The organism is Pseudoalteromonas sp. TB41 (assembly GCF_000497975.1).
GTDB classification, from domain to species: Bacteria; Pseudomonadota; Gammaproteobacteria; order Enterobacterales; family Alteromonadaceae; genus Pseudoalteromonas; species Pseudoalteromonas tetraodonis.
On the sequence record NZ_AUTH01000007.1, the window covers coordinates 166,442 to 191,640 of the forward strand.

At 40.5% G+C, this 25,199-nt stretch carries 24 protein-coding genes; 11 read left to right on the forward strand and 13 right to left on the reverse strand.

Features of this window, described 5'->3' with window-relative positions:
• Window positions 1-10 precede the first annotated feature (10 nt).
• The 4 genes from L641_RS0101585 to L641_RS0101600 all read right to left on the reverse strand — a co-directional run bounded on the left by L641_RS0101585 (window position 11) and on the right by L641_RS0101600 (window position 4,693).
• Window positions 11-1,174: an efflux RND transporter periplasmic adaptor subunit gene (locus tag L641_RS0101585; RefSeq protein WP_013463138.1), complete on the reverse strand. Its 1,164-nt coding sequence runs from the start codon at window positions 1,172-1,174 to the stop codon at window positions 11-13.
• A 200-nt stretch (window positions 1,175-1,374) separates the two neighbouring features.
• Window positions 1,375-2,664 carry a hemolysin family protein gene (locus L641_RS0101590; RefSeq protein WP_024600941.1) on the reverse strand — a complete coding sequence of 430 codons (1,290 nt, stop codon included), beginning with the start codon at window positions 2,662-2,664 and terminating at the stop codon, window positions 1,375-1,377.
• Window positions 2,665-2,784: 120 nt separating this feature from the next.
• Complete coding sequence (locus L641_RS0101595) at window positions 2,785-3,486, reverse strand: transporter substrate-binding domain-containing protein (RefSeq protein ID WP_024600942.1); 702 nt, start codon at window positions 3,484-3,486, stop codon at window positions 2,785-2,787.
• Window positions 3,487-3,583: 97 nt separating this feature from the next.
• Window positions 3,584-4,693, reverse strand: a complete 1,110-nt coding sequence (locus L641_RS0101600) for an arginase family protein (RefSeq protein ID WP_008464328.1) — start codon at window positions 4,691-4,693, stop codon at window positions 3,584-3,586.
• A 412-nt stretch (window positions 4,694-5,105) separates the two neighbouring features.
• Between L641_RS0101600 and udp the strand changes: the two genes are divergently transcribed.
• Entirely contained in the window at window positions 5,106-5,861 is a 756-nt protein-coding gene (gene udp / locus L641_RS0101605) for a uridine phosphorylase (protein ID WP_008112319.1), read from the forward strand.
• Here the strand turns inward: udp and cdd are convergent.
• Together cdd and ppc are read right to left on the reverse strand one after the other, a co-directional pair.
• Window positions 5,850-6,779, reverse strand: a complete 930-nt coding sequence (gene cdd / locus L641_RS0101610; RefSeq protein WP_024600943.1) for a cytidine deaminase — start codon at window positions 6,777-6,779, stop codon at window positions 5,850-5,852. The genes udp and cdd overlap by 12 nt on opposite strands.
• Window positions 6,780-6,901: 122 nt before the next feature.
• A complete protein-coding gene (gene ppc / locus L641_RS0101615) occupies window positions 6,902-9,547 on the reverse strand; it encodes a phosphoenolpyruvate carboxylase (protein WP_024600944.1) in 2,646 nt (881 codons plus the stop codon).
• 120 nt (window positions 9,548-9,667) lie between these two features.
• On the opposite strand from ppc, the gene L641_RS0101620 reads away from it, so the two are divergent.
• The 5 genes from L641_RS0101620 to L641_RS0101640 all read left to right on the forward strand — a co-directional run bounded on the left by L641_RS0101620 (window position 9,668) and on the right by L641_RS0101640 (window position 13,547).
• Window positions 9,668-10,066 (forward strand): DUF393 domain-containing protein, encoded by a 399-nt coding sequence (locus tag L641_RS0101620; RefSeq protein WP_024600945.1) that lies wholly within the window; start codon window positions 9,668-9,670, stop codon window positions 10,064-10,066.
• A complete protein-coding gene (locus tag L641_RS0101625) occupies window positions 10,063-10,788 on the forward strand; it encodes an SDR family NAD(P)-dependent oxidoreductase (protein ID WP_024600946.1) in 726 nt (241 codons plus the stop codon). Before L641_RS0101620 ends, L641_RS0101625 begins: the two co-directional genes overlap by 4 nt.
• A gap of 11 nt (window positions 10,789-10,799) precedes the next feature.
• A complete protein-coding gene (locus tag L641_RS0101630) occupies window positions 10,800-11,408 on the forward strand; it encodes a flavin reductase (protein WP_024600947.1) in 609 nt (202 codons plus the stop codon).
• Window positions 11,409-11,546: 138 nt separating this feature from the next.
• Window positions 11,547-12,767 carry a Xaa-Pro peptidase family protein gene (locus L641_RS0101635; protein ID WP_024600948.1) on the forward strand — a complete coding sequence of 407 codons (1,221 nt, stop codon included), beginning with the start codon at window positions 11,547-11,549 and terminating at the stop codon, window positions 12,765-12,767.
• A 120-nt stretch (window positions 12,768-12,887) separates the two neighbouring features.
• A complete protein-coding gene (locus L641_RS0101640; RefSeq protein WP_024600949.1) occupies window positions 12,888-13,547 on the forward strand; it encodes a DsbA family oxidoreductase in 660 nt (219 codons plus the stop codon).
• 37 nt (window positions 13,548-13,584) lie between these two features.
• Here L641_RS0101640 and L641_RS0101645 read toward each other — a convergent pair whose 3' ends face one another.
• The 5 genes from L641_RS0101645 to L641_RS0101665 form a co-directional block, all read right to left on the reverse strand.
• Window positions 13,585-14,394: a transporter substrate-binding domain-containing protein gene (locus L641_RS0101645; protein WP_024600950.1), complete on the reverse strand. Its 810-nt coding sequence runs from the start codon at window positions 14,392-14,394 to the stop codon at window positions 13,585-13,587.
• A 77-nt stretch (window positions 14,395-14,471) separates the two neighbouring features.
• Window positions 14,472-14,750, reverse strand: coding sequence for a peptidylprolyl isomerase PpiC (gene ppiC / locus L641_RS0101650; protein WP_008464312.1), 279 nt, complete (start codon window positions 14,748-14,750; stop codon window positions 14,472-14,474).
• A gap of 78 nt (window positions 14,751-14,828) precedes the next feature.
• Window positions 14,829-15,248 (reverse strand): DCC1-like thiol-disulfide oxidoreductase family protein, encoded by a 420-nt coding sequence (locus L641_RS0101655; RefSeq protein WP_013463126.1) that lies wholly within the window; start codon window positions 15,246-15,248, stop codon window positions 14,829-14,831.
• Window positions 15,249-15,271: 23 nt separating this feature from the next.
• Entirely contained in the window at window positions 15,272-15,796 is a 525-nt protein-coding gene (locus tag L641_RS0101660) for a response regulator (protein WP_013463125.1), read from the reverse strand.
• A complete protein-coding gene (locus tag L641_RS0101665; RefSeq protein WP_013463124.1) occupies window positions 15,793-17,031 on the reverse strand; it encodes an ATP-binding protein in 1,239 nt (412 codons plus the stop codon). Before L641_RS0101665 ends, L641_RS0101660 begins: the two co-directional genes overlap by 4 nt.
• A 407-nt stretch (window positions 17,032-17,438) precedes the next feature.
• Here L641_RS0101665 and L641_RS0101670 point away from each other — a divergent pair, with 407 nt between their 5' ends.
• Both L641_RS0101670 and L641_RS0101675 read left to right on the forward strand, forming a co-directional pair.
• Window positions 17,439-18,518: a ketoacyl-ACP synthase III gene (locus tag L641_RS0101670; protein ID WP_013463122.1), complete on the forward strand. Its 1,080-nt coding sequence runs from the start codon at window positions 17,439-17,441 to the stop codon at window positions 18,516-18,518.
• Window positions 18,519-18,598: 80 nt separating this feature from the next.
• The gene (locus L641_RS0101675) at window positions 18,599-18,985 is read left to right on the forward strand and encodes a VOC family protein (protein ID WP_008464296.1); all 387 of its coding nucleotides are present in this window, start codon (window positions 18,599-18,601) and stop codon (window positions 18,983-18,985) included.
• A gap of 39 nt (window positions 18,986-19,024) precedes the next feature.
• Here L641_RS0101675 and L641_RS0101680 read toward each other — a convergent pair whose 3' ends face one another.
• Together L641_RS0101680 and L641_RS0101685 are read right to left on the reverse strand one after the other, a co-directional pair.
• The gene (locus tag L641_RS0101680) at window positions 19,025-20,386 is read right to left on the reverse strand and encodes a leucyl aminopeptidase family protein (RefSeq protein WP_013463121.1); all 1,362 of its coding nucleotides are present in this window, start codon (window positions 20,384-20,386) and stop codon (window positions 19,025-19,027) included.
• 83 nt (window positions 20,387-20,469) lie between these two features.
• The gene (locus L641_RS0101685; RefSeq protein ID WP_016899164.1) at window positions 20,470-20,892 is read right to left on the reverse strand and encodes a hypothetical protein; all 423 of its coding nucleotides are present in this window, start codon (window positions 20,890-20,892) and stop codon (window positions 20,470-20,472) included.
• 104 nt (window positions 20,893-20,996) lie between these two features.
• Here L641_RS0101685 and L641_RS22710 point away from each other — a divergent pair, with 104 nt between their 5' ends.
• The 3 genes from L641_RS22710 to L641_RS0101700 all read left to right on the forward strand — a co-directional run bounded on the left by L641_RS22710 (window position 20,997) and on the right by L641_RS0101700 (window position 25,183).
• Window positions 20,997-21,155, forward strand: coding sequence for an oxidoreductase-like domain-containing protein (locus L641_RS22710; protein WP_076916046.1), 159 nt, complete (start codon window positions 20,997-20,999; stop codon window positions 21,153-21,155).
• Between the two features lie 332 nt (window positions 21,156-21,487).
• Window positions 21,488-24,058 (forward strand): TonB-dependent receptor, encoded by a 2,571-nt coding sequence (locus L641_RS0101695; protein WP_024600951.1) that lies wholly within the window; start codon window positions 21,488-21,490, stop codon window positions 24,056-24,058.
• 225 nt (window positions 24,059-24,283) lie between these two features.
• Window positions 24,284-25,183 carry an IS982 family transposase gene (locus L641_RS0101700; RefSeq protein WP_024600952.1) on the forward strand — a complete coding sequence of 300 codons (900 nt, stop codon included), beginning with the start codon at window positions 24,284-24,286 and terminating at the stop codon, window positions 25,181-25,183.
• Window positions 25,184-25,199 lie beyond the last annotated feature (16 nt).

A 25,199-nucleotide genomic window follows, 5' to 3' on the forward strand; every position in this document is an offset into this window, starting at 1 on the left:
AAATTCTCCGTTATTGGCTGTTATTTGCTGATGACTGTACTTGTGATGCAGCAACCGGTGCGCCTGGGCGAATTTTCTGTAGCCCTTCCACAATCAATTGATCGCCATCAGCTAAACCGTCGGTTACCAACCAGTTAGCGCCCAAAGTACGCTCTACCTTTAATACACGGCTTTCAACGGTGTTGTTTTTGCTAACAACCATAGCTGTAGGTTCGCCTTTAGTATTGCGACTAACACCGCGTTGAGGAGCGAGTATTGCATTAGATTTCACTCCTTCAACAACCTCAGCACGTACATACATACCAGGGAGCAATAGTTTTTCAGGGTTTGGAAACTTAGCGCGTAACGTTACCGAGCCCGTACTTGGGTCAACCGTCACTTCAGAGAACTGTAATGTTCCCTTATGAGGATACGCAGAGCCATCTTCCATAATAAGTTCAACATCTGTTTGAGTGGTTGAATCAACCCCTAAAGAACCCGATGCCAATGCTCTTTTTAGCTTGGTTAGTTCATTGCTTGATTGGGTTAAATCTACATAAATTGGATCAAGCTGAGTAACGGTTGCCAATGCTGTGGTTTGAGCTGCGCTAACTAGTGCCCCGACAGTGACACTTGATTTACTAATTTGGCCGCTAATTGGCGAAGAAACATGACTATAATCAAGATTAATTTGCGCGCTTTGTAACTGTGCTTTTGCCGTTAATAGTTCTGCAGATGCTTGCTTGTATGCTGCATCGGCTTCATCAAAGTCTTGCTGGCTTACCGCTTTAATTTCTAGCAATTCTTTATAACGCGACGCTTTAGATTTACTGCTTGCAATACTAGCCTCTGCGCGCGCAACGGCCGCTTTGCTGGCTGCGAGTTCTGCTTCAAAAATGTCAGGATTAATTTGATAAAGCGCTTGGCCTTGCTCAACCTGTGTGCCTTCTTCAAATAAGCGAGATTGAACAATACCACTGACTTGAGGACGAATTTCAGCAATTTGAAACGCACTAACACGCCCTGGTAATTCTTTTTTAAGTGTAATAGCTTGGCTTGTTAAGGTGACCACACCAACAGGTGTCGCTGCAGGAGCAGAAGCCTTAGGTTGTTCAGCTACCTGATCACAACCACTTAAAGCAACAGAACCAACGAGGGCCGAAAATACAAAAAAAGCGATGCGGGAACGCTGCATGTCAAATACCTTTTAGTTTAGAATGAACGATCATTCTAAACTATAGTACAGCAATTAAAAATAGCCACTGAGCAACATTTACACATTTTTACAATTGAATAGATAAGTAACACAAACAATAGCTGAGTTATTTAAGTAACACCCATAAAAAAGCAGCCAATGAACTTTCATTGGCTGCTCTTAAGCTATGTTGGCTGTTATTATTCGCTGTCAGTATTAACTCTAGAGACTAGTAACTGCTCAATACGAATTCCTTCCACGTCCACAACTTCAAATTTAAAACCTGCAAATAAAACAAACTCTGCGCGTTTAGGAATATGTTTCATGGTATAGATTAAATATCCGGCCACGGTTTCATAATGATTTTGATCAGGAAATTCATCAATTTCAAGTACCTTCGCCAGCTCAACAATCGGTGTTAAGCCATCCACTAACCAAGAACTGGCGTCGCGCTCAATAATTAACTCTTCACTTTGATGAGTAATTAAATCGCCCATAAAACCTTTCATTAAATCTTTAACCGTAACAATCCCAACCACCAAAGCATACTCATTAACTACCACCGCAAAAGGATGCACAGCGGTTTTAAACGCATTTAACGCTTCAGATAAACTCAATGTTTCGGGCAAGTAAAAAATATCTTTATCAAGCATGTCATCGTTAATATTTGCCGCCTCACCTTTGAGTACTTGGCGTAAAATATCTTTAGACTCAACAGAGCCAATTAACTTATCAAGATTGCCTTTGCACACTAAAAAGTGATTGTGCGGGTGATCTATAATTTTATTTGCTATATCGTCGCTAGATTCATCAATATCAAAATAAACAATTTGCTCACGCGGTGACATAACGCTTGATAAGAAACGCGCTTCTAAATCAAATACATTTCCTATTAAATCATACTCTTGTTGCTGTAAACTGCCATATTCAGCACCAGCATCCATCATCGCAACAATATCTTCAGTGGTCACAATATCTTCACGTTCACTGGGCACTTTAAACACCCGTAAAACAATATTGGTTAAGCCATTAAAAAATAATACCAGTGGCGTGAGCGCAAAAGTAACCCAGCGCATAATTGTCACCACCCTCACGGCAACGGCCTCAGGTAAAATCATCGCTAAACGCTTTGGGAGTAAATCGGCAAATAAAATAAATAACGAGGTAATAATTAAAAACGATAATACAAAGCTAATTTGCCCAAGTAATGGACCTTGATAAAACAGCTGTAGTATTTCTTGCATGTAAGGAGACAATGCTTGCTCGCCAACAATCCCGCCTAATATCGCAATCGCATTGAGCGTAATTTGGATCATGGCGAAAAAAGCCCCTGGCTGCTCTTGCAACTTTAAAACAGCCAAAGCGTGCACATTGCCCTCGTCCGCCATTACTCTTAACTTAATTTTGCGTGAAGCGGCAATCGAAATTTCTGACATCGCAAATAACGCACTCATCAAGATTAATAACGCAATCCCGATTAAATCACCCATTTATAACTCCAAAATAATCGCTTTTACAAGCAAAAGCAGCTGGATTATAGACGCTTTTATAGACAGGGCAATTGATATTTAAATAATATTAATAACTAATAAAAATCAAAAGCTTAATATTTATAGTTTAGACTCATATGAAGAAAAAGCCGCGCTAAGTTGTTGCTTTACGTTATCGGGTAGATTTTTATTACAGGCGAAATATAAAGGGGCTTGATGGGCATTGATGGGCATGAGTAATTCGAGTTGTAATTTATTTAATAAATGAGATTGTTCATGGTTTATTCGCTGCGCTGGTATAACAACTAAATCAATACTCGAACTTCGGGTTTGGATTATCTTAAAAATATTATCAAAACTACTAAACAGCATTAAATTTTCGTTTTCTTTAAAGCCCTTTGAAAGTAAGTAATGATGGCTGTAGTTATCTTTTAAAACCGCAATACGGTATTGCTTTGCCTGCTCTAAATTAGTTAAGGAAATACCTTTGCTTTTAAGGGAGTAAAAATTAGTGTCAAATTGGGCAAGCTTAGCAAACCAAATAAAATTATGTTCCCGCTCAGGCGAACGAGAAATAGAAAATATACAGGTTTGGGGATCTCTCAGTGCAATATTGTAAGCCATACTCCAATCGTTTACAGAAATTGAATAATCAATACCTACGCTATCAAGCACTAATCGGACTTTATCGGCAGCATCACCTACTAAATTGTTATTCGCGTCCAGATACTGCGCAGGCGCAAAGTTCTCTGTCACAACAATAAGTTTAGCCGTACAATGATGACTTACAATGAACAATAATACACAATACCACTTAGTCACAATAACCCACTATATAAAATTTAAGATGTTACTTTTTTGATAAAAGCAAATTTAATATAGCGGATTATTTACAAATAGCCAATTTTGACCTTTAGGATTAACGATTCATTGCTGCAATTAAGAATGCTGAAATTTTAGCGCCTTCTCTAAGCGTCGTCTCTGAGCTTGATTGACCCACTAATGAGCTGTCGGTAAACGGCGCGATTTCCATCATATCTGCACCGGTTATTGGAAACTCATCGGCAATGGCTGACAAAATATCAAGCGCATGCTGTGGTGTTAATCCATTTTCTTCAGGTGTACCTGTTGCTGAGGCAAATTGAGCATCTAGTGCGTCAATATCAAAGCTTACATACACTTCATCAACCTTGTCAGCCTTTAGTTGCGCGATTGTATCGGCAGCAACAGCGGCTGCGCCACGCTCAATAATTTCAGCAGCCCAGTGCTGTTTAACGCCAAAGGTACTTTCCCAATGTGATTTAGGCTTACCACTTGAGCGAATACCAAATTGAATTAAATGATGTGGCGCGGGTAAAAATTCTAAAATATGGGTACACCAAGAGCCAAAACATAAATCGATGCCTAAACGCTCAACCAATAAATCGGTGTGGGCGTCGAAATGAATAATAGCCGTACGCTTACCTTGGCTACGCTTTGCTTTTAAGTACGCTTTTGTCAGCGGGTAACTAATAGAATGATCGCCACCAATGCCAAAAATGCCTTTATCTTGGAATGTTGCATAAAAGCTGTCACATACATCTTCGGTAATAGACAGTGGACTTACGAAATGGTCGTTATTGTCATTGCCATAAAGCGCTTTTTGGCAATTGGTAATTGTTGCCTCGTTTAAGTATTTATCGTGTAATAAATGCGGTATTACGCGCACATCACCTAAGTCAAATGAACGACACTGTGTTTGCTGGTCAATTAAAGCTGAACGTAAAAATAAAGGCCCCCAGTTTGCACCGCGTAAAATACCACCACCACAATCAGAGCTAATCCCCAGCATAACCGCTTTGTGGGGTGAGTTAGGTAATTCATTTAGCGAGTCACGCCATAAAGCATCGACATTTTCAGTTTGACCATATAATTTATTTCTGAGTGCTGCTTTGCGTTCTTTTGCCGTATTAACCGTAAATACACCGTCGCCAGGTGCACATAAACAGTGTTCAACTTTATTTTTAAATGCTTGAAATTGTGTGCTCATTGTAAACCCTTTTTCAATCTGAATATCTTGTCTATTATTGAGTAGTTATGCAAAACGACGAACGCTGAATAAATTAAAAATTAATTGTATGTGGTTATAAAAATCACTGAACGTTGTGTTTTGCGAGGTTAGGTCAGTGGCAAAACAATACAAAACCTACTAACTAACCTTATGAATATAAACAATTTAAAATTTAGCTAACAACTCTTTTGGCTAGCTACTGGTTTGCTCTGAGGTATGAATATAGTGTCTGAGCAAACAAGTCAACTGGCTCATTTTGTTAGTAATTTTAGCCATTGATTGAATATTCAGAGTTGATGAATAAATCAATACGGACATCCGTCCTGTACTTCATTTAGGTTTCTCGTAATCATGTTAAATTGACAACAACTCTTATTAAAAAGGCTTAGTTATGGAAAAGGTATTTCACTTAGGACTGTGTATTGATGATTTAAAAGGTGCAAAACTGGCTATTGTTCCAGGGGATCCAGATCGTGCAGCACGCATTTCACAGTTCTTAGATAATCCAACCTGCCTTGCTCAAACGCGTGAGTTTCACATTTATTTAGGCCAATTAAACGGCCACTCAGTGGTTGTATGTTCAACCGGTATCGGCGGCCCTTCAACGTCAATTGCGGTTGAAGAACTGGCTCAACTTGGCGTACGTAGCTTTCTTCGCATTGGCACAACAGGCGCGATTCAGCCGCACATTAACGAAGGCGATATTTTAATTAGCCAAGCCTCAGTTCGTTTGGATGGCGCGAGTCAGCATTTTGCACCGCTGTGCTACCCTGCTGTTTCTGATTTTTTTGCCACTCAAGCGATGGTAAAAGCCTGTGAAAACCTAAACATCGATTTTCATATCGGTATCACCGCTTCAAGCGATACCTTCTACCCAGGACAAGAGCGTTACGATACGCATTCTGGTTATGTTCCTAAGTCATTACAGGGTAGCTGTGAAGAATGGCAAAAACTAGGCGTGATGAACTACGAAATGGAATCGGCTACTTTATTTACTATGTGTGCCGCTCTTGGCCTACAAGCAGCCTGTGTTGCAGGTGTATTAGTAAATAGAACACGTCAAGAAATTCCTAACGTAGACCACGGCGAGATTGAGAAAAAATCGGTTGCCGTGGTACTTGAAGCCGCTAAAGTGTTACTTGGCTAATGTTGCGCTAATAACCTCAAGTGTTGGCAAGCCAGTAAAGCTTGCTAACACGGCTTTTGCCACCCCTGATTGGTTTTCATGACCAGCCGTTTCTAATAACGTAACTGATTTAACTGTTTGCTTATCAAAGCTCAGTCCTGCTAAAAACAACTGACTCACAGCACTTTGTAATGGCGATAAACTCGGGCTGTACGCTGCATTTTCTGCATAGCTGCCATAAAAATCACCGTTTTCAAACGTACTTATTTTTACTGCACTGTAATTTTGGCTGTATGGCACATAAGCCGCTAAAGCATAGCTCATCAGCTTTTCATCAAGTTGTTTGTTTTCAAAACAATTAGTTTGCTCTGCTGGGTTAAATAAGCTGTGCTCATTGCCTAAATCGGTTGGTCCAAATGAATGAGGTAATAACTCTGCCAATTTAAAGTTTTGTGCTGGCAGTAAAATATCAAGCTCTTTCGCATCAGCGAGTTCATTCATAAATTGACGACAGTACCCACATGGGACATCACTAATCGCTATTTTAAGAATTTTTTTACCGCCATTTAACCAGGCATTATTAATTGCAGATTGCTCACCGTGCACCACTAAACTAAGTGCTTGATGGTCAAACTCAGCGTTAGCGCCAAAGTAAAAAGTAGTGTTTCCTTGTGAATCGAGCCCTTTTACAATTGCGCCGACATGAAATTTGGAAATAGGTGCAACGGAAAACTCTGAAGCCATAGGCACTAAGCCTTGTAATAATGCATCGTCGCTAACATTAAGCTCGGTGCAAAGCGCTTTAATATCGCTTGAATATAAAATACCGCGTTGAGTTTTTAATTGACTGCGTAGAGCTTGCGTTTGCGCTACGTTTAGAGAAATGTGTGAATTGCTAAGTGCTGTATTATGTTGCACTTTAAAAGTTGCTGAAGCCATAATAGTTTTTATTTGTTCAATGGCCAAGTAGTGTAAAAGGTTGGCAAACTAAATACCAGCCTATTCAACGTAAAAAAAGGGAACACGTCGTGTGTTCCCTCTAAAACTAATCTAGTTTTGGATTAACCTGTATTACGCATACCCGCTGCAATACCGGTCATAGTGATCATCAAGGCATTGTCTATATCATTTTCATTGCCTTTATCATCGCCACGAGAACGACGTAATAACTCAACTTGTAATACATTAAGCGGGTCGGTGTATGGGTTTCTAAGCCCAATAGACTCTTTGATCCAAGGCTGATCAGCCAATAAGCTTTTTTGTGGGCTTAATGATTGCACTAACGTCATCGCCTCACCAAGTTCCTCTCGCAAGGCAACACCTAAAGGCTTATACATCTCTTCCACCAGCGCATTATCGTAATGCTCACTCAACCAGCTATCCGCTTTACTAAATACCATTTCTAGCATTTCTAAACGTGCTCTAAAGAACGGCCATTGCAAACTCATTTCGCTTAAGGTTTCAATCCCATATTTTTCAAGCGCGGCTTTAAGTCCACTTAATGCACCTAACCATGCAGGTAACATTAACCGGTTTTGACTCCACGCAAAAATCCATGGAATAGCACGTAAGCTCTCAACCCCTCCATTTGGATTTCGTTTTGCAGGCCTTGAGCCTAACGGTAGTTTTGACAGTTCTAATTCAGGTGTCGCCATTCTAAAGTAAGGTACAAAGTTTTCATCGTGGCGCACCACATTACGGTAATGCTCACACGACACATCGCTAATTAATGCCATTACTTCGCGCCACTGTGATTTAGGCTCTGGTGGTGGCAATAAATTACTTTGTAGTACCGCACCTGCATAAATATTTAAGCTTTGTAATGCAACATTAGGCAGGCCAAATTTAAAGCGGATCATCTCACCTTGCTCTGTTACCCTAAGCCCGCCTTTTAACGACCCCGGCGGCTGAGAATGCAATGCTTGTGCAGCAGGCGCACCACCACGTCCAACCGTACCACCACGTCCATGGAATAAAATAAGCTCAATACCGCGTTCATCCGCTAGTTGTACGAGCTTATCCATTGCCTCATATTGTGCCCAACCAGCAGCCATCATGCCTGCATCTTTGGCTGAGTCTGAATAGCCAATCATTACATTTTGGGTGTTTTTGATGTGTCCACGGTACCACTCGTTATTTAAAAGCGTAGTGATGACGTTGTGGCCATCGTTTAAGTCATCCAAGGTTTCGAATAAAGGCGCCACAGGCAGTTCAAAACCACAGCCAGACTCTTTAAGTAATAGCTGCACTGCTAATATGTCAGAGGCGGTTCGTGCCATAGATATAATGTATAAACCAAAGGTTTTTTCATCTTGCTGTGCAATAACATCAAAGGTATCAAGCACCTCTTGCACTTCTGGACTTGGTTGCCAATGCCTAGGAATAAGCGGACGACGTGAATTTAGCTCTGTCAGTAAAAAAGCTTGTTTGTCTTGCTCTTCCCATTGATTGTAATCGCCAATACCTAAATGACGAGTTAATTCTGAAAACACATCGCTGTGTCTTGACGAATCCTGTCGCACATCCAGTTTTGCCAAACGCAAACCAAAGCTATTTACACGATGGATCACATCTAATAGCAAGCCATCAGCAACCACTTGCATATTGCATTTTAACAATGAGCGATAACACACCTCAATTGGGTGCTTAATTTGGTTAATATCAGTAATTAAATCTTGTGATTCTGTACGCTTATTTTTAATTTTAGCGCTTAAGTACATCACTGTTTCAGCCACTTGATTTTTAAGCTCTTTGAGCACGGCTCGATAAGGTTCAAACTCTTGCCCTGCCAGCTTAATAAGCTCATCGCTGGCATCAGACATGGAAAGTTCAGCACACAAAGTTTCTAAATCACGCTGGTATAAATCCAGCGCCATCCAACGGCCATGATCGAGTACTTGCTTAGTCACCTCGGCGGTTACAAACGGGTTACCATCTCGATCCCCCCCCATCCATGACGTAAATTCTATCGGACTGTAGTTAGCTGGTAGCTCAAGGCTCAAATGCTGTTTAACATGCTGGCTAAACTCACGTAAAAAACGTGGCACGGCATCCCATAAGCTATTTTCAATTACCGCATAGCCCCATTTAGCTTCATCAACTGGGCTTGGGCGAGAACGACGAATATCGTCAGTATGCCAAGCTTGGCTAATTAGCTGCGCAATTCGATTTAATATCGCTTCGCGCTCCTGCGCAAGGTTGTCGGTGCGCTCAAGTGATGCTAAACAATCGCTTAGTTCAACATGTTTGTTAATAATAGTACGTCGAGTCACTTCGGTTGGGTGAGCGGTTAGTACTAAGTTTATGTGGAGTTTTGAGAGTGTGTCGGCTAAATGATTATGATTAAGCTGACCTTGTTCGGCCTTTGCTGCTAACGTTTTTAATGTTTGAGTGAGAGGATTTAGTTGGCAAAAACCAACATCATTAAAACGTGATACGGTATGAAACTGCTCAGCAACATTAGCTAAGTTTAAAAAATGATTAAATGAACGGGCAACCGGTAAAAGCTCCTCATCACTAAGCGCATGGAGTACATCAATTAACGCTTGGCGATCGGCTTCATTGCCACTGCGAGATGATTTTGATAAAGCCCGAATTTCTTCTACTTTATCTAAAATCTCTTGGCCTTGGGCATCTTTAATAGTTTGTCCTAATAATTGACCAAGTAGACTAACATTACCTCGCAAGGCGGCATATTGTTCACTCATTTCTAGCTCTCCTTCGTTTCTTGGAGACCTATTAATATCATTAAGCGGGAATATTTAATAGATCCATTTGCATCGCCTTGTCGTAAAAAAGCATATGTAAAATAAACACAAAGCGATGACATGATCATTTTTTACGATGGTAATTGCCCCCTTTGCAATGCAGAAATGCAACATTTAAAACGTGCCGATGTTGATCATAAAATTACACTAGAAGATTTAAATGCGGATGATTTTAGTGAGCGTTTTCCTGCAATCGATAAACAAAATGCCATGGATTTATTGCACGCCCAAACTGATAAGGGGCAGATGATTTACGGCTTAGACGTCACTTATCAAGCTTGGCGCATCGTTGGAAAATACCGCTGGCTTAAAATAATTCGTTTGCCAGTAATTCGCTTTTTTGCCGATCATGCTTACACTTTTTTTGCAAAATATCGTCACCACATTAGCCGTTTTTTAATGCCCAATGCGCAGTGTAGTAATGGTCAATGCAATATGAAATCTAAAGGTGAAAAATGAAAACAGTGATTTTATTTGGCGCCAGTAGCGCCATTGCACAGTCCTACGTAAATCATTTAAATCAGCAAGCAACACAATTTAATATAATTTGTGTCAGCTCATCGAATATTGAGCATAATGATGACAAGGTAACCTATTTCCACAGCGACTACTCGGCGCAAAGCCTAAATGAGCTAACCCAGTCGTTAAAGTCACAACAAATTGAGCTTGCTCAGGTAATAATATTTAATGGTCAATTACATAACGACCAGCACATGCCAGAAAAAAAGCTTGAAGAAATCAACAGTGATTATTTTATGCAGCTTATGCACTCTAATACGCTTGTACCCCTGCTGTGTTTGCAAAGTATAGTGCCGCTGCTTAATCATAAAACTCACTGCTCAATTACTGCTTTGAGCGCTCGTGTAGGCAGTATTAACGACAATAAATTGGGTGGCTGGTATACCTATCGCGCATCTAAGTCTGCGCTGAACATGTTATTTAAAACAGCCGCCATTGAACTTGCTCGTCGCGCTAAAAATACCAAACTTGTTTTATTTCACCCGGGTACTACAGATACACAGCTCTCTAAGCCATTTCAAAAAAATGTGCCCGCAGATAAACTGTTTACCCCTGACTTTGTTGCTCAGCAATTATTTAAATTTACTTACGAAAACCCACAGCTAGAACTCAACGGCGAACCTGCCTACCTAGATTGGCAAGGAAACACCATAAAATGGTAAGGAACAAACACATGCATTTTTCGAAAGACCGCATAGCCGCACTTGAAAAACATACCCGTACACACTTTATCAACTCACTTTCAGGGTTTAAAAGTGCAAACTTAATTGGCACACAAGACTTACAAGGTAATACTAATCTAGCCATTGTCAGTTCAGTTATTCATTTAGGCGCACACCCACCGCTAGTAGGCATGATAATGCGCCCGCACAGCGTACCAAGGCATACATTCGAAAATATTATAGAAACAGGCGTTTATACTATTAACCAAGTAAATAGTGATATTTACCAGCAGGCACACCAAACATCGGCACGTTACGCTAAAGATGAGTCTGAGTTTGATGCAACGGGTTTAAAAACAGAGTACTTAAACGACTTTAAAGCGCCTTTTGTTGCACAAAGCCGACTAAAATACGCAGTAAAATTTGTCGAGAATCAGCATTTAGCTGTTAATGGCACTGAGCTGGTTATTGGCGAAATAATGGATGTTTATGTAGATAAATCAGCACTCCAAAGTGATGGCTTTTTAGACTTACAAGCCATCGATACCGTTGCAGTAACCGGATTAGATAGCTACCACACGGCGAATAAGCTCAATCGTTTACCCTACGCGAAAAAATAGCCCAAGGTTATCAAGTCCTTGGGAATGAGGGACTTGATAACTCCCCCTATTTGTTCAATCCCTTGTTCACTAATCGCAATTAATTTGAATTGAACTCCTTTAGCCTACACACTATGCAAAATTTTGTAGGAGAAATATATGACCACAGTTGGTATTGGTACACACACACCCGAACAAGCACTTGCTAGTTTAAGCAATATGACCCACTCAGTAACGCCAATTCAGGCCGATGAGTATTTAGTGCGTATGGCCAAAGCGCAAGCTTATATGCAAGCTAATAATATTGATGCGATATATTTAAATGCAGGTACCAACTTAACGTATTTTACCGGTATGAAATGGTACGCCAGTGAACGACTAGTCGGCGCTATTTTACCCGCCATGGGTGAGGTGCAATACATTGCCCCCCACTTTGAAATTGGCTCTTTAAATGGCTTTAAAGTCATTGATGGCCCAATACACGGCTGGCAAGAACACGAGAACCCTTTTGAGCTATTCGTTAAAGTGCTGAAACAGCTTAATATTAGCGACACCGCTACCGTGGGCATTGATGAAAGCGCACAGTTTTTTATTTTTGATGGCATCAATAAAGCCAGTTCAGGATTAAAACTAGTTAACGCACAACCTGTAACCGCACATTGTAGAATGCATAAATCAGCCAATGAATTAGCATTAATGCAATGCGCCATGGATATGACTTTAGCGGTTCATAAAGCCACCGCTAGTATGCTTTATGAAGGTATTAGCACAGTAGAAGTCGAAGAATTTATAAAAAAAGCGCATCAAACAGTAGGTGCCCCAGGAAATTACTTCTGTATTGTATTGTTTGGCCTTGCTACCTCATTCCCACATGGTGTAAAAGATCCACAAATTTTGAAAAAAGGCGACATGGTGCTTATCGATACTGGATGTAAAGTGCACGATTACCTGTCTGATATTACGCGTACTTATGTATTTGGTGAAGCAACCAGCCGCCAACGCCTATTTTGGGATTTTGAAAAAGCGGCACAATTAGCAGCTTTCAATCAAGCCGCTCTCGGCGAAACCTGTGAATCGGTTGATCAAGCCGCTCGCAGCTACTTAGCAGCTCAAGGCTTAGGCCCTGAATACCAAACACCAGGTTGCCCACACCGCACAGGCCATGGTATTGGCTTAGACATTCATGAATGGCCATACTTAGTGGGCGGCGATAAAACCCCGCTTGCCACAGGCATGTGTTTTAGTAACGAGCCAATGCTGGTTATTCCAGATGAATTTGGGGTTAGATTAGAAGATCACTTTTACATGACAGATGACGGCCCGCGTTGGTTTACCCAGCCAAGCCACAGCATTGACGACCCATTTGGTTTAAACAGCTAACCTGAAAACATTCAATAAACGAGCAGCACTTTCGCTGCTCTTTTTATGTTCAATGATTGATAAACTAAACTTCATCCCAATATCCATTGTTATTAAAAAAGCAATCCTTCAAGGATCCCTATGAAAAACTTAAAAATTGATATCGTCTCAGATGTAATGTGCCCGTGGTGTATTATTGGGTATAAAAACTTAGAAACCGCATTGGCAGAATTAAAAGACGAAATGAGTGCGGATATTACATGGCAACCTTTTGAGCTTAATCCAGATATGCCACTTGAAGGACAAGACTTAAACGAGCACTTGCAGCAAAAATACAGTTTAACTGAAGAAGAAAGCGCGCGAAATCGTCAAAACATGGCGGATGCGGGTGAACGAGCTGGGTTTACCTTTAATTTTGACGGTAAACGCATCATGATCAACAGCTTTGATCTACACCGCTTGCTAATGTGGGCGCGTGAAGAAGGCAAACAAACTGAGCTGAAATTGGCGTTTTTTGAAGCACACTTCACCGATTTAAAATATTTAAATCAAGAAGATGCGTTACTGGATGTGGTAGAAAAAGTCGGCCTTAACAAAGACACAGCCAGAGAAATTTTACACTCAGATAAATACGTACAAGCGGTACGCCAAGAGCAAAATAACTTTAAACAAATGGGAATAACCTCAGTACCTACTTTCATTATAAATGATAAGTACGCGCTTACCGGTGGGCAACCGAGTGAATCGTTTATTCAAGCACTTAAGCAAATAAGTGAAGAAGAAGCCAAGCAGGAGCAATAATTTTTAGGGTTAGGCTACATTTTGCGGCCTAACCTTATTAATTTTTTAAGTTAAACACCTGTCTGTTGTTTAAATTAAGCCCGTCCTCAACATCACGATAATAGTGCTCATAAAGCGCATTTAACTCGCCGCTATCTGCTAACTTTGTTAAGCCTTGCTCTAATAACTCAATGATTGCTTTGTTATTTTCGTTTGCGTAAAAATAATAGTAATTATCGTATTGCAGCATAATATGAGGCTCAATAACAAAGTTATACTGAGGATGTTTACGTATTTCGGCTTTTATAGCAGTTACTGAACGCGGAAAATAATCGCCAAGTCCTTCATCTAACGCTTTTAACATGCTTTCATAACTCAAATCACCATTAACTGTTAAGCCATTGTTCTTTAATACATAATAATCAGACCAACTTTGCTTTTGTAAGGCTATGAACGGCTTTAGTTGTTTAAGGGTTTTTATATCTGAAAATTCGCCCAACCGGCTTTGTTTAACCATGAGCAAGCGCTTTGAATGCAGCCCATTATAAATAGGATAACTTGTGCGGATTAAATGTCTTTGCTCTGCAAGGGAGTTTGGCAAAGTTAACCAAGCTAAATTAACATCATCGTTACGTGTGAGCTCTTCTAAAATTCTTTTAGTATTCATTGGCTCAAGACTATAAGCAATATTGAGCTTTACATTAACCTTTGCAAAGCTCTTTTCTAATAATGTTAAAATATAGTGGTTTTTTGGTATGTCTTGGGTGCTTGGTTTGCCAAGCTTAAGGGTGATCGTTTGCTCAGTGCTACTGGCAAAAAATGACACTGCCATTAAAATTAAACTGCAGCATAAAATAATAAGCTTCATAGTTATTCCAAGTTGCTTTAGCAATGTAACAAACTAAACAAATGATAAGTATAGCGGCAACTTAAAATTGCGTTAGTTTATGTACGATAAAGCACCTTAATCACATGCCAACCAAATTTCGTTTTTACTAAATGCGGTTCTAAAATTGCACCACTAAAGGCCACCTTATCAAACTGTGGAACCATTTGGCCTCGTCTAAACTCACCTAAATCACCGCCTTTTTTACCCGATGGGCATGACGAATACTTTTTAGCTAAAGTTTGAAACTTTGCGCCTTTGCCTAATTGCTTGATGATGTCTTCTGCAATCTCTTTATGTTTTACTAAAATATGCAGTGCGTGCGCCGTATTTGCCATGTAAGTGCCTTTTTAATGCTTAAATTTAAACGCCGCGATTTTAGCACAGCCAATACATTCAGGCATCTATTAAAGCACTTATAAATAGTGGGCTTGGTCTTGCTTTGAAGGGATCCTGCAATAGTGATATTTACCAAATAAGGTATATCGATTTGATGCAATTTTATCATAAAGCCAATTGTTAAAACGATTTGGCAACACACTAAATATACCACTAAGTTTCCACGGATAGCCTAGCTGTTTAATCACCTCAAAAAATGCATGGCTTTGTATAAATGCTTGAGCGTTTTCAATGTAAACCATAGAGGCAAAATCAGTTGTCGAATAGCCAAAGTGCATTAATATTTGTTGTCCTTTTGGCGATTGTACACTGCACAGTTTAAACATGGCCTGAGGATCGTGAGCAATAATAAAATTACACCACGCACTACAAAGCTTGCACTGGGCGTCGAACAGTATAATTTTTTGGCTTTTTATTAGCGCGGCGGTATGAGTCATTAATTGCTTGCTCAAGTGAGGGCTTATTGCTGCACAGGTTTTTTTTGTAGCTTGCGCTGCAAAGTGCGTCTATGCATATTAAGCTGCCTTGCAGTCATTGATACATTACCGTTGTTACTGTGTAATACATGTTGAATATGCTCCCACTCTAAACGCTCGGGTGACATAACCTCTTCAGGAATTTCGGTTACTGTCGATACCGGCTCTACTTTTAGCGCTTTTAATAAGCTTGCCATATCGACAGGCTTAGTTAAATAGTCATTAGCGCCCAAGCGCATCGCCTCTACGGCTGTAGCTATACTTGCAAAGCCGGTAAGCAATACAATATGAGCATGTGTGAGTAAATGGCGCAGCGGTGCAATAAGCGCCAGCCCATTTTCATCTGCTAACTTCATATCTAATAAAATACAATCAGGTTGCTGCTGGCGAGCCCTAAGTAAAGCCTCTGTTTGGTTATGTGCAACCTCACAGTTAAAGCTGTGTTTTGTTAAGCGCCTTGCCAAAGTGGTAGCAAGGTTAATGTCATCTTCAATAATTAGCAGCTTCATAGCGCCGACTCGGTTATTAATAGTGGCATTTGTATCTTGGCCACCGCCCCACCATCGGGGTGATTATAAACAGTTAACGAACCATTTAAACGCTCAAACGTGACATTTGATAGCATAACCGCTATTCCCATGCCTTGCTCGCTGGGCATGAGCTGCCCGCCTAACTCCGCTAACTCTGAGGATAAAAAACCAGCGCCAAAATCCCGAATAATTAACGCAATACTTTGCGCATCTGGCTGTTGCCAACTCAACTCTAATTGCATTTGGCCTTTTTTTTCGTTAGCAAGCGCTGCATTTTGTAATAAGTTTAAAATAGCAGGTAGCAGCATGGCATCACTTTTTAATGTGGCTTTAGGCGCCTCATTAAGCCAGTTTATTTGTTGATTAGGGTATTGTAATAGCAACGTATCATGAATTTGATTTTGCAGCTGCTCTGCTTTTATAGGTGTTTGCGTGTTTTTATCTCGTAGCTGCATAGAGAGCTTTCTAAAATCATTAAGCTGAGTGCGGCATTGCAGCAAGGGTGATTGCATTTGCTGAATAATTTCATTGTTGGGATACTCTTCTACAAGCTCTTCAAACAATAATTGTAAATTAGCAATAGGCGTTGCTAATTGATGAGTAATTTGCGCCGCTGCGCCATCGAGAGTAACCAGTTGTTCACTACGCAACTGTTTCTCTCTAACTTTGGCAATAGTGCGCTCACGTTGTTGTAAAGCACGGTTCATTGCACCAATAACCAACGCAATCACGCAGGCACTGATAACAAAATTAACCCACATGCCAATAAAGTGGCCACTCATGTTCATTTGGTGCATGCTATGCTCTGGCATTTTAATCAGTAGCATGCTGTAGGCAGCGATAGCCAGCACAGCAATATAGGCAAGCCCACGAGCGCTCAATGTAATTGCCGCTATCATAATAGGTAACAATAATAACGACACAAATGCGTTAGTTGCACCGCCACTTAAAGACAACAAAATAGTTAAAAAAAGTACGTCAGCGGTCAGTTGCATCAGCATGCCAACTGGCTTTGCTTGGCTAACATTTCTATAAGCAAAGATACTTGCTAACTGAAAAACCGCCTCAAGCGTAATAACGGCTAGCAACGGCATGAGCGCAATTTGATGCTCTAATAAAAAATAAACGCTTAACACCGCAATAAGCTGCACAGCAATGGCGCCACTGCGCAGCATTAATAACCGGCTAATAGCAGGATCGGTTTTAATTAACACAATAAGATTCACCTGACTGAATATACATTGCTTTGTTATCCATTATAAATAATGCTTTTTAAGTAATGCTTTTTAAGTAATGCTTTTTAAGTAATGATTTCATAATATGCGCCCCATATTAGCTGCTCACTCAGCCGCACTCAAGCATATATGGTCAACAAAGTATTCGTATTCTATTAAGCTTAGAAAGCCTATGAGCTATCGTGTAAAACACGCAAAATCATTAAAAGCATTTAATTAACACAATAAAAACAAGCCACTTACCTTTAAACAAAAATGCAGCAAATAGTCCGTAAAATAGCAGTAATTACTAAGCAAACCATGCTTTAAACTAGTGTTAACAGCTAATTTTTGATATAACGTCCTCATTAGACGAACACGTCATACCACTTTTAAGAGAACACACTATGCCTTACGCACATATCACTGGTTGGGGTAAATGCATTCCACCAGCAAGCATCAGCAACGACGAAATAAGTGAAATTGTAGATACAACCGATGAGTGGATCACCACACGCACAGGTATCAAGGCACGAAGAGTTAGCCATGTAAGTACTGCTGAACTTGCTAGTGTGGCTGCAAAACATGCCATTGCTTGTGCTGGCGTAGATGCAAAAGATATCGATTTAGTTATTTTAGCAACGTGCACCCCCTCAACAGTAGTCGCAAACACCGCCTCATTAGTACAAAAAAATATTGGTGCCACAGGCGCTGCAGCCATGGACACCAACGCGGCATGTTCTGGTTTCTTATATGCTTTACAAGCTGCGACAGCGCAAATTCAAGCTGGCATGATCAAAAAAGCTGTCGTTATCGCGGCTGAGCGCATGACGTGGTATGTAAACTGGGCACGACGCGACAGCGCAGTATTATTTGGTGATGGTGCCGGTGCCGTTGTGCTTGAAGCAGCAGAAACTCCTGCAGGCTTATTAGGGACTAAAACCGGTTGTGACAGCGAAGATCGTGATATTTTACACATTACTAATTTTGGCAGTGATTTAAATAAATATGAGCCAATTGGTCCATCAGACCTTTTATTTGAAGGCCGTGAAATATTTAAACGTGCCGTTAAAGGCATGAGTGAAGCCTGTGACGACGTGCTTGAACAAGCCAATCTTAAGTTAGACGATATCGATGTACTAGTTCCGCATCAAGCCAATCTACGCATTATTCAAGCTATTCAAAATCGCTTAAAAGTGGATGACGAAAAAGTAATGGTCAATATTGGTGAATATGGCAACACCTCTGCTGCCACCATTGCAATTGCATTGTGTGAAGCCGTTGAGCAAGGCTTAATTAAACCGCATGCAAACATTATGTCGGCGGCATTTGGGGCTGGCCTTACTTGGGCGGCAAGCTATATAAAATGGGGCGAGCGAGTAACGCCTATTGCTGTTAGTGATGCTGAGCTTCCACCGTGTGATAAAACGGGTTTAGAGCTTGTTGCACCGGCTGTAAAAGCGTGTAAAGACGCAGAGCCTAGCTAAAAGCTAATATATAAACATGCACATGTATTGATAAACAGCGCACTGCTTTTAGTGCGCTTTTTGCTTTTTAAGGAAAATATATGCAACTACTAGGCATTCATCATGTAGCCATCATTTGTAGCAACTACCCACGCTCTAAACATTTTTATAGTGAAATATTAAAACTCACGATTATTAATGAGCATTATCGTGCACAGCGTCAGTCTTACAAACTCGATTTAGCTTTACCTGATGGTAGTCAGTTAGAATTATTTTCGTTTAATGATGCGCCAAGTAGACCAAGCTACCCCGAAGCACAAGGACTTAGACATTTAGCATTTAAAGTTGGGTGTATTAATACTGCTAAACATTATTTAGAGTCACACAATGTCATCGTCGAAAATATTAGAGAAGATGAAATAACCGGCAAAAAATTCACCTTTTTTGCCGATCCAGATGGCTTACCCCTTGAGTTATATGCACTTTAACATCAAATAACTCAAGGTAAACCTTAATCCAAGTTCAGGTTAGTTAAATCGATTTTGTAGGTAAGTAAATACTGCACGAATACCCAGTGCTTCACCACCAGCTGGACGCCCGGGTAATGCACGTAAATTCCATGCCATTACGTCAAAGTGAACCCATGGTGTATTTGGCTCTATAAACTCTTTCAAATAAAGCGCAGCGGTTATTGCGCCACCAAATGGCGTACTTGCACAGTTAGCCATATCAGCCACATCGCTTTTCAAAAATGGTTTGTATTGTTCGAATAACGGCAATTGCCAAACAGGGTCGTTAACTTGCATTCCCGAGTCCATAATGGCATTTGCTACAGCGCGATCCGTTGAGAAAAACCCCGGTAACTCCGTACCTAACGCAATACGGCACGCACCAGTTAGTGTAGCAAAATCAATGATTAATTCAGGATCATCGTTTTGTGCTTCGCTTAGTGCATCACACAGCACTAGTCGCCCTTCTGCATCGGTATTGTCTATTTCGACCATAATACCTTTACGGGTTTTTACTACATCGCCAGGGCGAAATGCATTACGCGAAACAGCATTTTCAACCGCAGGCACTAAAACACGAAGGCGTATTGGTAAGTTAGCGGCCATAATTAGCTGAGCCAGGGCAATAACATGCGCGGCCCCACCCATGTCTTTTTTCATGTTGCGCATGCCTGAACTAGGTTTTAAATCCAGTCCACCGGAATCAAAACACACGCCTTTACCGACTAACGTAATTTGTGGCGCATCGACTGCCCCCCATTTCAAGTCAAGTAATCGTGGTTTATTTTCACTCGCGCGCCCTACCATGTGAATAGTTGGGTAATTTTGCTCTAATAACTCATCACCTATCCACTGCGAAAATTCACCGTCGAATGTATCTGCTAGGTCACTCATTACCTGCGATAAATGCTGCGGCATCATATCAGCAGCTGGGGTATTAACTAAATCGCGTGCTAAATTAATGGCGTCCGCTTGTTGTTTTACTTGTTCATATAATGTTTTATCAGCAATGCCAAGCTGAGCTTTTGCTGTGGCTTTTTGCTTGTACTCACTAAACTCATAACCACCTAACACAAAGCCTAAAGCAAGTTGAGCAACTAAAGACTCATCACCTTGAATTTGATAACAACCCGCAGGTAATTTACTGGCAAGCTCGCCAGCAGCCCAAAAATCATCAGTGCTTTGCATTACACAAAATACCTGACTTAGTTCACCCGTTTCTGGGTTTGGTACTAGTGCGAGTCCTGATTTTTCAAAATCTGTGTTTGCTAGCCAGCGCTGTACAAAACTCGGTTGCTGCGTAAGCCAATCGGTTAGTTCGTTTTTAACGATAAAAGATAGAGGAATTCCTGAAGAGGTATGACGAAGTAAAGCACTCATTAAATGACTCACATAATAGAAAATGATGCCTTAGCATAACAATAAGCACTATTAAAAGGTATAGCTAATTATGTTCTGCTAGCTTACTTCTTCTTTGAGGGCGTTGAGTCTTGCTCTTGGTTTTGTTGAGCAATTTCTTTATCAATTTCTTTAATCGGCTTATTCATACTAAAAGAACTCGGTAATACATCAACACCTACTAACTGCCCTAGTTTAACAACCAGTGGAATAGTTAATGGTGCAAACGGTAATAACGCAAAAACGCCTAGCCCTAGTCCTTTTAATATATCAACAAACTGCTCGTTGGCGCGTTTTAGTTCTGCTTTATTTGTTTGCCCTTGGGTATAACGCCTGTAAATTATTAGCATTTCTTTGGTTTCTTGCCTTTCTTGGGCAAGCGCAATTTTAAGCGCGACCATAGCACGACGAAAGCGTAGTTGTTGCCGCTTTTTACTTATTTTAGCAACCCGCCAGGGTGCACGATGGATAACTTTATATAATCGCATAGCCTGTATTCTCACACAGCGCTTTCAGTTCACAAAGAATAATTTACACGCTTTATTCAATCATTTATTCTTAAAGTTCATTTTCCTCAGTTTTAATTAAAAACATGCAAAAAAACATACCCAACACTAAACCCGAAAGGCCAAAATCTGATGAGTGCTGCGGCGGCGGTAGTTGCTGTCCATGTGTATGGGATGAGTACAAAGAAAAACTTGCACAGTGGAAAAAACATCATGGTGAAAATATCAATAGCAGGTCAGTTTAATTCAATAATAGAAAGTAGCTAAAATAGCTTATTTAATTAATAACTATGTATCAATGCCTGCTTTTACCCCTTTTCCCTGCCCTACTTATGATTAACTCTGCGTTATTTTTAGATAAATCATTTGTTTCAACTTGTTAAATAGTGGTTAATTACCCATTGCCCTCTTTAGTTTTTTTATCTATAGTCTATTTCGAGGACTCACAGGAGGTGCGCTTAGTTTATTAAGCTTTTAGGAGTGAGTTAGCAATATCTGCTCCCCATTGAATGTGAACCGTCCACAATAAAGTCATTAAATAGACTATACAAATCAATTCTAACTGGGGATATTTAGAATGAAATTAAAAAGCAATGCGCTTCAACAGGCCATCAAATTTGCTCTAGCAACAACAGCCGCAGGCTTATTTGTTTCTGGTTCAGCAATTGCTCAAGAAGAGCAAACCGAAGTTAAAGTTAACAAAAATGTAGAAAAAATTGCCGTAGTAGGTACGCGCTCTGCGCCTCGTTCTATTGGTGACTCTCCTGTACCTATCGATATTATTGGTGGTGAAGAGCTAAGTAAATCAGGTAACACTGATATGCTAGAGCTATTAAAAGGGGCTATTCCTTCTTTAAACGTACACTCAATGCCAATCAGTGATGCTGCTTCATTAGTGCGCCCTGCAAACTTACGCGGACTACCTTCAGATAGCACACTAATTTTACTTAACGGTAAACGTCGTCACCGTGCTTCAGTTATCGCCTTTTTAGGTGGTGGTATTAACGATGGTGCGCAAGGTGCTGATATTTCAGTAATTCCAAGTATTGCACTGAAACAAGTAGAAGTACTTCGTGATGGTGCCGCTGCACAATATGGTTCTGATGCGATTGCTGGGGTTTTAAACTTCCAACTTAAAGATGCCTCGGAAGGCGGATCTTTCGAAGTTCGCAAAGGCGAATATTACGAAGGCGACGGCGATACAACCCAAATTTCAGGTAATGTGGGCTTACCATTTACCGATAGCGGTTTTGCAAATTTAAGTTTTCAGTACAAAACAGCCGATGCGACCAGCCGTTCAGTACAAAGAGCCGATGCCACAGCACTTGATGCTGCAGGCGTTCCAGACATTGCTCCGTTCACCCAAGTATGGGGTGCACCAGAGGTTGATGACGACATCTCTATCTTTGGTAATGTTGGTTTAGAGCTAACTAATGACTCACAATTTTATATGTTTGGTAACTATTCTGAGCGTGATGTACGTGGTGGTTTTTATTACCGTAACCCACATACTCGCCCTGGTGCATACTCAAACGATGGTGGCGAAACACTCCTTGTTGGTGATTTAACCGGCGATATGAGCGGTAATTGTCCAACAATCATGATTGATGACAACGTTCTTGATAACCCTGACTACATTAATGGTGTAGCAAACAACCCTGATTGTTTCGCATTTAACGAAATGCTTCCGGGCGGTTTTACACCAAACTTTGGTGGTAATATCACAGATACGTCACTCACTATTGGTACTAAAGGTGAGTTTACTGGCGGCTTTTTAGAAGGCGCTTACTATGATTTAAGCGGTACTGTAGGTTACAACGAATCTCGCTACTTTATATACGACACAATCAATGCATCGTTGGGTCCAGATAGCCCGCGTGATTTTAGCCCAGGTAAATATGAACAATTAGAGAAAAACTTTAATTTTGATATTTCAAAGGGTTTTGACTTTGACTTAGCTTACGATGTAAACATTGCCGGTGGTTTAGAGTGGCATGAAGAAACCTTTACCGTGGTATCAGGCGATGAAGCTTCGTTTATAGCTGGCCCACTAACTGATCAAGGTTTTGGTATTGGTTCTAACGGTTTCCCTGGATTTAAACCATCAGATGCAGGCGAATACGACCGTCGAAACTATGCAGCTTACATTGATATTGAGGCGCCATTCACTGAAGAGTTCTTAATGGGCTTAGCGCTTCGCTACGAAGATTACGATACCTTTGGTTCAACCACTAACTATAAGTTAATGGGTCAATACCACCTTACTGATGATCTGAATATTCGTGGTTCAATTAGTACTGGTTTCCGTGCACCTACCGTAGGCCAAGCGAATGTTAGTAACGTACAAACTAACTTAAGCAGCGGTGTATTAGTAGACTCAGCCTTGTTACCACCTACAAACCCAATTGCTATTCAATTAGGCGGTACTGAACTTGAGCCTGAAGAATCACAAAGCTACACCTTTGGCGCGGTATACACCATTGGCGATTTATTCTTAACAGTTGATTACTACAACATCCAAGTAGATGATCGTATTAGCCAATCAGATAAAATCGAACTTAGCCAAGCAGATAAAGACACCCTTGAAGCTGCGGGCGTACCTAACGTACAAAACCTAGCGCAAGTTAGTTTCTTTACCAATGACTTTGACACCACAACGCAAGGTGTTGACTTAGTTGCTAACTACTCAGCTGAATTGTTCAGTGGTAGCTCGACATTTAGCTTAGCTTACAACTGGAATGAAACAGAAGTAACCCGCTCAAGTGATATAACTGGTGCATTTAAAGTAAGCCGTCTTGAAAATGACTTACCTAATCACCGTGCAACACTGAGCTGGGCACAACAATGGGAAAGCTTTTCAGCATTTTCTCGCCTTAACTACTTTGGCGAATACCAAGGCGTTCATGTAGATTATGATGAAACAGCTAAAATGGCTGACGCAGCTATGACGTTAGATGTTGAAGTCACTTACTTCATGAATGACTCAATTAGCTTCTCATTGGGTGCACAAAACTTACTGGATCAGGAAGCAGAAAAACTTGATTTCACAGTGGCACCAAATAACAACTGGGGTGGTAAGTACTACGAAACATCTCCATACGGAATTAATGGTGGCTTTTACTACGCTAAAGCAACCTATACTTTCTAACATGTGTTAATGATAATCAAAGGCGAAATGTGTAATGCATTTCGCCTTTTTATTGCCCTTTATAAACCCATTTAAAATGACTTTTACACTCGCATTTTTTGTGGCTTTGGGGTTATATTAAATAACCTGAGCTTCGGATAAGAAATTACTAATTTAAAGGAACTAAATGCTCGTTCCATGATCCGATCATTCGACCAAGAGTGATTAGAACAAAAAGGAACGAGCATGAACAAGTTAGTTGAAACGTACTGTGATGTCGATGATTTTTCAAAGTTATTTTTCCCAAGCTGGCAGCGTATATTGCTCGAAAATGGTGAAATTAAACGTCGAAGAGCATGCCGCTTATCTCCGTCAGAGGTGATGACTATTATCATCCATTTTCACCAGTCACATTACAGAGATTTCAAAAACTACTACCTTCACTATGTTTGCCGTCAACTTAAAGCCTATTTTCCAGAGTTGCTGAGTTACGCAAGGTTTCTCGCGCTTATGCCTAGTGTGGTGGTTCCGATGTGCAGTTACCTCACATCAAAACTTGGCAAGCCCACAGGTATACAATTTGTTGACTCCACTAAAATAGAAGTGTGTCACATCATCAGAGCTAAAAGAAATAAAGTGTTTGAAGGCGTTGCTCATCATGGAAAAGGCACTATGGGTTGGTCATATGGATTCAAACTACACTTAATAATTAATCATTTAGGTGAGATTGTGGCGCTAAAGCTCACAACGGGCAATGTGGATGATCGAGAGCCTGTTTCTGATATGGCGGACTCTATCTTCGGAAAACTCTATGGCGACAAAGGTTATATCAGCAAAGCGCTCTCTGGTGAGTTACTAGAAAAAGGTGTCGAGTTGATCACGACGGTTCGAAAGAATATGAAGAAAAAATTTGTTTCATTGTGGGACAGGGCTTTATTGAAAAAACGATTTATAATCGAAACGGTGAATGATCAATTGAAAAACATTTCTTACATTGAACACTCTAGACACCGCAGTATGCATGGCTTTATGCTAAATTTACTTGGTGGATTAATTGCCTATTGCCTAAAAGAGGAAAAGCCGTCATTAGATTTAACATCGCAAGAACTTGAAATTTTAGAGAGTAATAATCTAATGTTGGCTTAACCAGATCTCAGGTTAA